Annotated in this window: 11 protein-coding genes; 8 read left to right on the forward strand and 3 right to left on the reverse strand. The window is 37.3% G+C overall.

Translation table 11 applies throughout. The features are described from left to right. Nucleotides 1-294 (forward strand): hypothetical protein (locus tag K7R10_RS02500; RefSeq protein WP_224483112.1); only part of this gene is annotated, 294 nt, incomplete at its 5' end. A 68-nt stretch (nucleotides 295-362) separates the two neighbouring features. Here K7R10_RS02500 and K7R10_RS02505 read toward each other — a convergent pair. The 3 genes from K7R10_RS02505 to K7R10_RS02515 form a co-directional block, all read right to left on the reverse strand. Continuing rightward, nucleotides 363-1,520 carry a glycosyltransferase family 4 protein gene (locus K7R10_RS02505; protein ID WP_224483113.1) on the reverse strand — a complete coding sequence of 386 codons (1,158 nt, stop codon included), beginning with the start codon at nucleotides 1,518-1,520 and terminating at the stop codon, nucleotides 363-365. Between the two features lie 19 nt (nucleotides 1,521-1,539). Then, complete coding sequence (locus K7R10_RS02510; RefSeq protein ID WP_224483114.1) at nucleotides 1,540-2,523, reverse strand: O-antigen ligase family protein; 984 nt, start codon at nucleotides 2,521-2,523, stop codon at nucleotides 1,540-1,542. A gap of 169 nt (nucleotides 2,524-2,692) precedes the next feature. Then, nucleotides 2,693-3,724, reverse strand: coding sequence for an ATP-grasp domain-containing protein (locus K7R10_RS02515; RefSeq protein WP_224483115.1), 1,032 nt, complete (start codon nucleotides 3,722-3,724; stop codon nucleotides 2,693-2,695). Between the two features lie 334 nt (nucleotides 3,725-4,058). Here K7R10_RS02515 and K7R10_RS02520 point away from each other — a divergent pair, with 334 nt between their 5' ends. The 7 genes from K7R10_RS02520 to K7R10_RS02550 all read left to right on the forward strand — a co-directional run bounded on the left by K7R10_RS02520 (nucleotide 4,059) and on the right by K7R10_RS02550 (nucleotide 10,483). Beyond that, entirely contained in the window at nucleotides 4,059-5,198 is a 1,140-nt protein-coding gene (locus K7R10_RS02520; protein ID WP_224483116.1) for a glycosyltransferase family 4 protein, read from the forward strand. Continuing rightward, nucleotides 5,158-6,381, forward strand: a complete 1,224-nt coding sequence (locus K7R10_RS02525) for a glycosyltransferase family 4 protein (RefSeq protein ID WP_224483117.1) — start codon at nucleotides 5,158-5,160, stop codon at nucleotides 6,379-6,381. Before K7R10_RS02520 ends, K7R10_RS02525 begins: the two co-directional genes overlap by 41 nt. A gap of 81 nt (nucleotides 6,382-6,462) precedes the next feature. Further along, nucleotides 6,463-7,071, forward strand: coding sequence for a sugar transferase (locus K7R10_RS02530; protein WP_224483118.1), 609 nt, complete (start codon nucleotides 6,463-6,465; stop codon nucleotides 7,069-7,071). Nucleotides 7,072-7,084: 13 nt separating this feature from the next. After that, on the forward strand, nucleotides 7,085-8,119 hold the full coding sequence (locus tag K7R10_RS02535) for a glycosyltransferase (RefSeq protein ID WP_224483119.1): 1,035 nt from the start codon (nucleotides 7,085-7,087) through the stop codon (nucleotides 8,117-8,119). Between the two features lie 42 nt (nucleotides 8,120-8,161). Further along, nucleotides 8,162-8,797, forward strand: coding sequence for an acetyltransferase (locus tag K7R10_RS02540; RefSeq protein WP_224483120.1), 636 nt, complete (start codon nucleotides 8,162-8,164; stop codon nucleotides 8,795-8,797). Nucleotides 8,798-8,810: 13 nt separating this feature from the next. Next, the gene (locus tag K7R10_RS02545) at nucleotides 8,811-9,068 is read left to right on the forward strand and encodes an acyl carrier protein (RefSeq protein WP_224483121.1); all 258 of its coding nucleotides are present in this window, start codon (nucleotides 8,811-8,813) and stop codon (nucleotides 9,066-9,068) included. Between the two features lie 2 nt (nucleotides 9,069-9,070). Continuing rightward, on the forward strand, nucleotides 9,071-10,483 hold the full coding sequence (locus tag K7R10_RS02550; protein WP_224483122.1) for an AMP-binding protein: 1,413 nt from the start codon (nucleotides 9,071-9,073) through the stop codon (nucleotides 10,481-10,483). Nucleotides 10,484-10,504: the final 21 nt, after the last annotated feature.

Below are 10,504 nucleotides of genomic sequence, written 5' to 3' on the forward strand. Positions count from 1 at the left end.
GATATCAACGCTCTGGCCAACACTTTTCTGAAAATCATTATGCCCAACAGCAACGGAAGCGATCTCATGTATAATGTAGACGGAACCGGAGGATTAGAAAAGCAATACAGAAGCCATGAGTGGTTGAACTTGGGGAAATATAATCAAGAGGTTCAAAATAAAATTAAGAATGAATATATAACAGGAATCGAAGATGAAAACATCAAGGTCTATGGTACTCAAGCCATAGGGATTGCTGCGCTGAATGCTAAAATCCTGTCTGACGGAAGCCCTGTTTATCCCGAGCAACCGTAATCTCATTCTCAATAAATAATATAAAAGCCGCGGAAAATATTTCCACGGCTTTTTTATTGGTTACATTACTAACTGCAATCCTGAGCAACCTTATGATTGAATTCAGAAATACTCTTTTTTACAAAATTCAATATTGAATTTGCCCTCTTCTGAAGATCATAATTTACCGAATCTTTAAGTGCCTGAGATGACATTTTATCAAGTAAATTATCGTCATATATTATACGAGATATGGCCTTTTCCAATTCTTTTATATTCAAGGGATCAACCAAAATTGAATAAGACTGTTTACATTGAACACGAACCTCTTCAATATCTGAAGAAATAACAGGTAGTCCACAAGCCATTGCTTCTACGATTGCATTTGAACAACCTTCCCGAAGCGTGGGTAGCACAAATACATCGGCTGCACTTAATAATTCGGGCACCTGGGAAGATGGCACTCTATTCTGAAAAACTATCTTATCACTTTTATATTCTTCCTTCCCACTCCCTACTAAAATTATTCCGACATCATTCAATTGAGCTATTGCCTCAATTATTCTACCAGGCCCTTTATGCCAGGTGAATCTCCCAACGAATATCAATAGTTTTAAATTCTTGGGCAATCCAAATTTTCGACGCATTTTTTCCTTGTCATGAGGATAGAAAATCCTATGATCTACTGCATTAGGAATGAGTTCGATTTTACTCGGAGGCACATTTAGCTCTTCCAATCTGCGGCTTAGTTGGGGTCCAACTGTAATGAATCCTGAAATCTTTGACAAATTCTTCTGAAGAAAAGTCTTAGAGTAAAGTTTTATCCTTTCGTCGAGATTACTTTCTCCCAGAGCAACGAATATCGGTTTCCCATTTCTTTCAAGTGCTTTAACCCCGATTAATCCATTATTCAGAAAATGAGCATAGGCTACATCAAATTCTATTTTATTCTTTCTTATGCAGGATGAAATTGCTTTCACCTGCAAAAATTCGCTTATTCGGTAAGTGTTGAATCCAAAGACACTTTTGGCTGAAGCGGATAAAAAATTCGGGCGGAATACAACGGCTCTTTCTTTTCCATAACTGGAAGCTTTCCCCTTGCTTTTTAAAATGAATGGCTTTCTGGGTGCTATAACAGTGACTTGACACCCCAGTTTACAAAACTCCTGAACCAAATTATATACAAATACACCTCTGTTTGGATTATCAGGGGATGGATAATTATTCGATAGAACCAATAATTTCATTGAAACAGATTTAGCTTTATTAGGTCTTATATGTTTGCTGAGGTTTATGGGAAGCACCAATTAAAATAGCAAAAAGAAACCAAAAGATAATTTTTGTTATACCGCCTCCTGCCTTTGCCATGTTTAAAAGAATAATAAAGAATACAATTATGAAAACGATTCTTCCAGTCTCACGAAAATATTGAAAGATTGAAAAACCAACCCTTGCCAGGAAAATCATAAAAAACAAAAAACCGATTATTCCCGTAGTCATCAATATCCATAAAAAAACATTATGGGGATCTATGAATCTACCACTATACTTAAACATCATAGCTTTATCTCCGGGTAGACCAACACCCAGGTACAGATTCTCATAAATTATCCTGACCGCTGCTACCCAAAGATCGTTTCTTCCAATATCACCCGTTTCTATAGTGGTCAATAATCTCTTCTTAAAATAGGGGTTGGTTTCCAAAATGAAATTGAAAAATGAGATAGAAAAAAACAATCCCAAAATTCCTAATAAGAATTTTTTCCAAAACCCAATATCCATTGTAAAAACCATTAAAAGTATTCCTAAAAAAAGGGAAAGCAAAGCACCCCTTGAAGCAGACAATATCACCAGATTTAGGAAGGGTAATAACAAGAGGGCTCCCATTGTCTTCAGCTTCCAGTTTAAAGGTTCATTTAAGAGAAACGATAAAACAATTAAAAATGCAATAACAGCCTTTACACCTATGAGATTTGGATTTTCTCCAAATATGAGAATACGACCATTTACAAACGAGACTCCCGTTCCTGCCAAGTAAAGTATATACATTAATAAAACACTGGCTACAAATGTTAATAAGACATATTCAGCTTTTACCTGCCCGCCATAGAGGTGTACGGCTATCAAAGCCATTAAAATAATCAGCTGAAGGAGACGACTATCATAAATGTCACTAATAGAATCTGCAAAATAACTGTTTACGGTTGTCGTAAAAACAGCCCAGAGCGTAAATAGAATTAAAGGAATCAAAAAAGGTTTGATAAACGACCAACTAAAATCCGATCTGAAAAAAGGCACCCAGGATAGAATGTAAAAAACACTCGTAATCTTGGTTATGGAAAGACTGCCAAAGCTCATCGGATCCCAATTTTCAAATGTAACTGAAAAGACCAGAAGATATAGCAGGAAAATATGAAGTTTACGAAGAAACGTGCGCATTTAAATTCTTGATTAGATCCTCCACCATCCATTCCTCAGGAATAACTTTGGTTTCATGCCAATTTAGTTGTTCATCCCAATATCCCGGGCAATCATAATAAACTACTTTATTAAAGCAATATGAGATCTCTACAATTTTTGGCTTACCCTTCTGATCATACACAAAATCGTAAGCCATGGACTGGAAATTAAGCTTACGATTCAATTCAAAAGCAATCTTCACAAACTCTTCGTCAAATAATTCCCTGTCGTAAAAAAAATTTCCACTACCTGAGGCCCGAAAATCGTTATCCCGCACCATTCTTTTTAAACCTATAGCCCGATTTCCAATGACAATAATTCTTTGATCATGATCATTTCCCGGAAGGAAGTCCTGAAAGTATGCATAACCCATTTCATTAGGACTCATATTTCTAAAAGGAACTCCTATAAATAAACGAACAATCCCCTTCATAACCCCTAATAATGATTCCTTTTTGTTCTTGTATTTGCGTATTCGTTCTTTAAGAATAACCTTCATATCCAACGTAGGAAAGCCTTTACTAAATGCTTTTGAAATCAATTTATCGGCTTGCTTAAAGCTTTTGGCAAGCAAAACATTTTTAGAGCCAGACCCCTTTCTTAACTTAAATACCTTCGGATATGATGTTTGTTTTGCCCAAGAACGAGCTTCCTTTTCGGAATAAAATACGTAGGACTTCGCCAGCGGAGCATTTACCGATTCAAGAAGATATTTTTGTGCCACTTTATCATCATAATGCCAGACAGTATCGTAATTAGGGAACGTCTTTATTTGTTTTTCTTCTAATGATTTTATAAGGAACTTCGCAAAAATTTGCTCCCGGTAATCAAAATTTTCAATGTGCCATAACAAGCAATCGCAGCCATCGAGTTGTTCGAAAATATCATTTTCATAGCAATTGACCAGCTTGAAAGGGACCCCGTTTTTTTCACAATAAGCCACCCAAGAAGTGCTAAAATCGTCTTTATTATCAAAATGTATTGCAATCATTTTCAATAATTATTTATGATTTATACCTTCAATACCAACTGATTATTCACTTTAATCTCCTGCTAAAAGATACGCCTTACCAGATTATCAGGCGGGTATTGGAAGAAGCCTTATTCGCATAAAAATTGCATGTTAGTTCCAGTTTCAAAACAACCTTCATGCCTTCTACGATTTGGATTAAATTTAGTAGAATTTAGATGCTGAAATTCAGATACTTGAGTAATTTAGACCTATTGAACGAAATATCGGTTAAAATAGGTATTACAACATATAAGTTTTTTAGAACATCAATTAATACACAATTTCACTCTATTAATACCGAAATCTTTAAGAAATGAGATGTCTGCATTTATGTAATGATTTTCAGGGAAGTAAGGTACATCAGAATCTTTATTGTCAACTTTCTGCATTACATATCTCTCAAACTGTTTTTTATCCTGATCGGAAAAAACAACCACCTACAGCAAATTTTTACCCCTTCAAGCTTATAAAATCGATAAGAATCCCTTTACTTCTAAGACTGTTTTTCAGGGCCAAGATTCAATTGCTATATCGCGATCTCACAACCCGAAATTCTATTGAAAAATTCGACTTCGTACATGCAACAACTCTGTTTAGTGACGGAGCCATTGCCTTAAAATTAAAAACCACTAGAGATATTCCCTATATCGTTGCGGTGCGATCAACAGACATCAATATCTTTTTCAGGTTTCGTCCTGACCTGCACGGTCTGGCATTAAAAATTCTTAAAAATGCTGATGCAATCATTTTTCTTACTCCTGTACTGAAGAAAAAAACATTCAGACAACGATTTCTTCAGAATCATCTGAAAGAATTTGAATCTAAATCAGTGATTATTCCCAATGGTGTCGAAGACTATTGGTTAAGTGATCGATACCTCAACCGGAGCCTGAGTGCCAAAAAGGTTTTATATGCAGGCACCTTCAACAAAAGAAAGAATGCTCTGTCTTTAATCGACGCAATAGTAGATATTAATAATCAAGGATGTCAGATCGAGTTATCGCTTGTCGGGCAAAAGGGAAGTTTATCATCAAAAGTAAAAAGGCGCTGTAATGAATATAATTTCATGAATTACCTAGGGATGGTGAATGACCGCAATGAATTGAAAGGATTATACCGGGCTCATGACATATTTGTATTACCCTCTTGGGGTGAAACTTTCGGGTTGGTCTATCTAGAGGCATTAAGTCAGGGTATGGTTGTTCTGCATATGAAAAATGAAGGAATAGACGGTCTTATCCGAAATCCCTATGGTCCTGTAATATCCGGCAAAAACAGTGACCAAATTAAGAAAGCTCTCATAGAAGCCATTGAGAATTATTCCAGTTATAATATACCGGGTATAGATTTGGAACCCTTCTCATGGAAATATATTGCCAAAACCTATTTCGATTTATATAAAAACCTCATTAATGAAAATCCTTTACATTCATCAATTCTTCAAAACTCCTGAAGATCCAGGAGGTACAAGATCCTACTGGATTGCCCGGGAACTTATCGATCAGGGGCATCAGGTGACGATGTTAACCTCAAATAAACCACTTACTCAGAAAAAAGAAATCGAATACATCGATGGGATTGAAGTAATCTATTTGAATGTTATTTATGACAGTGGTAAAATGAGTATTTATGAGCGATACAAGGCATTTATACAATTTGTAGTGAGATCGACTCCGGAGGCATTAAATATAAAGAATGTAGACCTTGTGATAGCTACTTCAACACCATTAACCGTAGGTATTCCTGCTTTAGTTCTCAAAAAATTTAAAAACATACCCTATGTTTTTGAAGTAAGAGATCTTTGGCCAGAGGTACCTATTCAAATGGGTGGTTTAAAAAATCCAATTCTGAAAAAAACTGCACTTTGGTTAGAAAAAGTTATTTATAGAAACTCTCTCCATATCATCGCTCTGTCTCCGGGAATGAAGGAGGGTATTTTAAATCGGAATGTTGATCCACTCAAAATATCAACCATCCCTAACATGTCAAAAATTGACAAATTCTGGCGAAGACCCAAAGACTTGAAATTACAACAACATATGGGGTTGAGAAATGACAGTTTTAAAGCCATCTATTTTGGGGCTATGAACATTGCCAATGATATTCCGTATATTATCGAGGCAGGAAAAAAGCTTATCGAATTAAAAAAAGATCGTATTGAAATCTTTTTCCTGGGGGATGGAGCCTCCAAAGAAGAAATGCAAAAGAAATGTAAAGATGAAAACATCCATAATATTAAGTTCTTTGATAAAGTTCCCATGGAGGAATTGTCTGAGATAGTTAACCTTGCAGACGTTTCCCTTGTCACTTTTTCCAATATACCAATTCTTGCTACCAATTCTCCCAATAAGCTTTTCGACTCGCTTTCTGCCGGGAAAGCTATTATAGTGAATTCTCCCGGTTGGACCCGTACACTGGTAAAAGAAAATAACTGTGGAGTCTACGTTGATCCCATGGATTCTTCTGATCTGGCAAAGACACTTATTTATCTTTCAGAAAATCCTGATCTATGCAATACAATGGGCGAAAATGCCAGAAATCTGGCTGAAAAAAAATATGATAAGTCTTTACTATGCCGGCAATTTGCAGAGATCGTCGATAAAAAAAATCAGGCCAAAGTCAAAGAAATGCTTTAACAAGTTTATACGCAGTTCATCCAATAATTTTAAATGCCGAAATCTGCTTCTGCTACCTTTAAATCACTCAAAAACAAGGTAGTGTACAAAAATAGTATAAAGCGGGTTTTCGATCTTATAGTGAGCATTCTAGCTTTCCTGGTACTCTTTCCCATCTTTATACTGGTTTTGTTCATTTTATTATTTGCAAACGAAGGGAAGCCCTTCTTCTTGCAAAAACGCCCTGGGTTGAATGGAAAGCTTTTCAGGATCATAAAGTTCAAGACCATGAATGATAAAAAAGACTCTAATGGAAACCTGTTGCCTAATAAAGACCGTATCACACCATTTGGCGGTTTTATTCGTAAAACATCCTTAGATGAACTGCCACAGCTGATCAACGTGATAAAAGGAGATATGAGCCTGGTCGGCCCCAGACCTCTTTTACCGGAATACCTGCCGCTTTATGACGATTTTCAGGCCAGACGACATGAAGTCAGGCCCGGTATAACAGGATGGGCTCAGGTTAACGGGAGAAACGCCATAAGTTGGGAAGAAAAGTTTGCTTACGATGTATGGTATGTAGAAAACTGTTCACTATATACCGATTTAAAAACCCTGTGGCTTACCGTTTTAAAAGTATTAAAAGCCGATGGAGTATCAGCTTCTCCAAGCGTTACGATGGAACGATTTACCGGAAGTAAAACCTAATCCCCTCAACAATATGAAACTCAGTGTAATACTCCCCACTTTTAATCAGGAAAAGTACCTGTCAAGGTGCCTTGATAGTCTGATCGATCAGGGATTAAGTTCAAATGATTATGAAATAATCATCGTAAATGATGGATCGACCGACAATACCGTAGCGATCGCCGAGTCATACATGAACAGCTTTGAACAGATCAGATTATTGAATAAAAAAAATGGCGGAGCCGGTGCTGCAAGAAATGCCGGTTTAAAAGAGGCCAAAGGTAGATATCTGCATTTTGTAGATCCCGATGACTATATCGCTTCTAATGTGTATCCGGTCTTATTGCATGAAGCCGAAAACAATATGCTGGAGATCTTAGGGTTTGGATTTGAAAAAACAAAAAAAACTGACTTAAAACAGTCCAGAACAGACCTGAATAAAAATAATCTGAAAACAAGAGTTTCAAGTGGTCCTGAATTTTTAGCCCGAACGAACTACCGCAATACCGTATGGTGGTATTTGATCAGTAAAAGCTTTATGCTCGAAAATGGATTTGAATTCATCGAGGGCCGCTGGATGGAGGATTCGATCCTTACCCCTAAAATGTTCATGCAAACCAAACGCTTCGGTTATATAAAAATCGATGTATACCGATACATGGTCAATCCGAATTCAGCTATGACCAGTAAAAAGCCGGAACATTATAATAAATTGATATCAGATATAGAACATGCTACTTTCGAGTTCGATGAACTATTAGATAATATACCTAAAAATGATAAACTTTTTGCTCAGTGCTGGCAGCGCATCAAGGTAAGACAACAGTCATTTGTGTTCTTTCTGCTGGTACGTTTGATGAAGTCTAATCTTCCCATCGATACCATCCCGGAAAAACTGTCAAAATTCAAAGATATACAGGCATATCCGCTGGATTATTTCGGTGGAAAGGACTTTGAAGGACCCGCTTATAAAATTTTAACTTATATCTTTAACAGAAAGCAGCTGATGTATCCGTTCATGAATCTGTTCAGATTGGTGTACAAGCCTATCTACAGGATCAGGAGTTGATCAGAAATTTTGCCGTATTTTCATACTAATATCTACGTCTTCATGCAAAAGAAAGTATTCATTGTTGGAGCAGGCGGTCTTGGCAGACAAATTGAATTTTATGCTGAGAGTCACCCTGATTTTAAAAACGGGAGCTGTTCTTTAGAAGGTTATATCGATGACAACCCCGGGGCTCTTGATAACAAATTCAGCAGGTTGTCGGTAGTGGGGAATGTTGATGATTACCTTTTTGAGCCGGATGACCGGGTCATTCTGGCAATTGGCAATATAGAGCAACGCGAGCGTATCGTTGCAAAATTGCAGTCCCGGGCAGAGATCATTAGTTTTATTGCAAATGACACTACCATAGGCTTCAACACGATAATAGGAAAGGGCGTTGTTATTTGCCCTGATGTACATATAGGCTGTAATTGTCTGGTGGAAGATTACTGCCTTATAAATTTAAAAACCATTGTAGGGCACGATTCAACACTCGGAGAATTTTCATCCCTCATGCCAAGATCTGATATCGGTGGTGGTTCAAAAGTCGGGAAAAAGGTTTATATGGGTACCAAAGCCACTATCTCTCCGGGATTAGAAATATGTGATGAAGTATTCATAGGTGTGAATACGACCGTTTTGAAATCGATACATGAATCCGGTACCTACTTTGGTTTACCTGCACGAAAAATGAGCTGATAAAACAATTACTATGAGCATAGATCAGAATACCAAAAAAGAGTTAATCGCAGTCTTTGAACGAGCGCTTTCGATCGATAAATCCCGGGTCACCCCTCACCTGGGCTACAAAGAAATCCCTGAATGGGATTCTATAAGTCATATGATACTGATAAATGAAATAGAAACAACCTTTGAAATATCTATTCCTTCCGATCAGATGGTTGAAATGAATAGTTTCAGCAATATCCTTTTATTTCTCGATAAGAACCTCCTAAAGAAACCTTCATAATATTGTCAGGCATTCATCACATATTATATAAAAAAGATAGTATCACTCTGGTAAACGCTGAATCAGGTACGAAACACCTGCTTACAGAATTGCTCCTCGAAGGGGAAATTACAGATGCTTTGCCTTTTCGATCCGGTCTTGCATTTTTATATATCAATAATTCACTTGATGATGTAATCGCTTATTTAAGCTTGTTAAATACAGGGCTAACCCTGGCACTGCTTAAAAATGATTTAGAGGCTTCGCTGAAAACTGATCTGGAGTCCAAATATCGTCCTAACCTGATTTTTGACCCAAAAAGAAATAAGATCCCGAATACAAAACAACTTGCCATTACAAACCATGAGATCGGTTTATCCTTTTTCATATATGACCGGGGTTCAACTGGTAAAATCGATCCGAGAATAAAGGTGCTCCTATCTACTTCAGGCACCACGGGATCCCCGAAGTTTGTCAAACTTTCTGGTGAAAATCTCTGGGCAAACGCCGATTCAATCGCTTCCTATCTACCTATAGAAAGATCAGATACAGTACCTCTGAACCTTCCATTAAATTACTCCTATGGCCTTTCTGTTTTACATTCTAACCTATTGAAGGGTTGCACTCTGGTAACCAACGTTCCGGACATTATCAGTCCTGAATTTTGGACGGGATTCAACAAATATGGTTATAGTACGCTAGCCGGGGTTCCTTTTGTTTATGAACTTTTAGATCGTATAGGTTTTCGGAACAAAGACCTGCCATCGTTAAGGTATTTTACTCAGGCCGGAGGAAATTTAAGCGAACCCCTGAAAAGAGCATTCTATACGTACAGCAAAGAAAAAGATAAAGAGTTTTATATCATGTACGGACAGACGGAAGCCTCTGCACGTATTTCCTATGTACCTTACGACCAACTTCCCGCAAAAATAAATTCAATCGGAACTCCCGTCAAAAACGGAAAACTATATATCGATAGCGAGAATCATGAATTGCTATATGAAGGCCCTAACATTTTTGGAGGTTATGCAACGAGTATGGAAGACCTGAAGTCTTATAAAAACATCCCTGTGCTAAGAACCGGCGATATTGCCCGTCAGGATGAAGAGGGATTCTTCTATATCGTAGGAAGACTGAAAAGATTCGTAAAACTTTTCGGCAACCGAATTAACCTGGATGAATTGGAACGTTTCTTAAAAGAAGAGTGTCCGGGGGCCTCTCTGGCATGCGACAATATTGAGGACAAATTCATTCTTGTTTCCATAGTGGGAGACCCCATGGCTTTCCAAAACGTGAAGCAATCGCTATTTGAGAAATTTAAAATACACCCTTCATCTGTTAAACTGCAATTCGTCAAAGAGATGCCATTGACCAAAAACGGAAAAACAGACTACCAAGCTCTTTCAGTTATGTATGCTGATGATTCACAGCCATAAAAGTCAGTACTCCAGCACAAA

The organism is Robertkochia aurantiaca (assembly GCF_020166495.1).
Classification (GTDB): Bacteria; Bacteroidota; Bacteroidia; order Flavobacteriales; family Flavobacteriaceae; genus Robertkochia; species Robertkochia aurantiaca.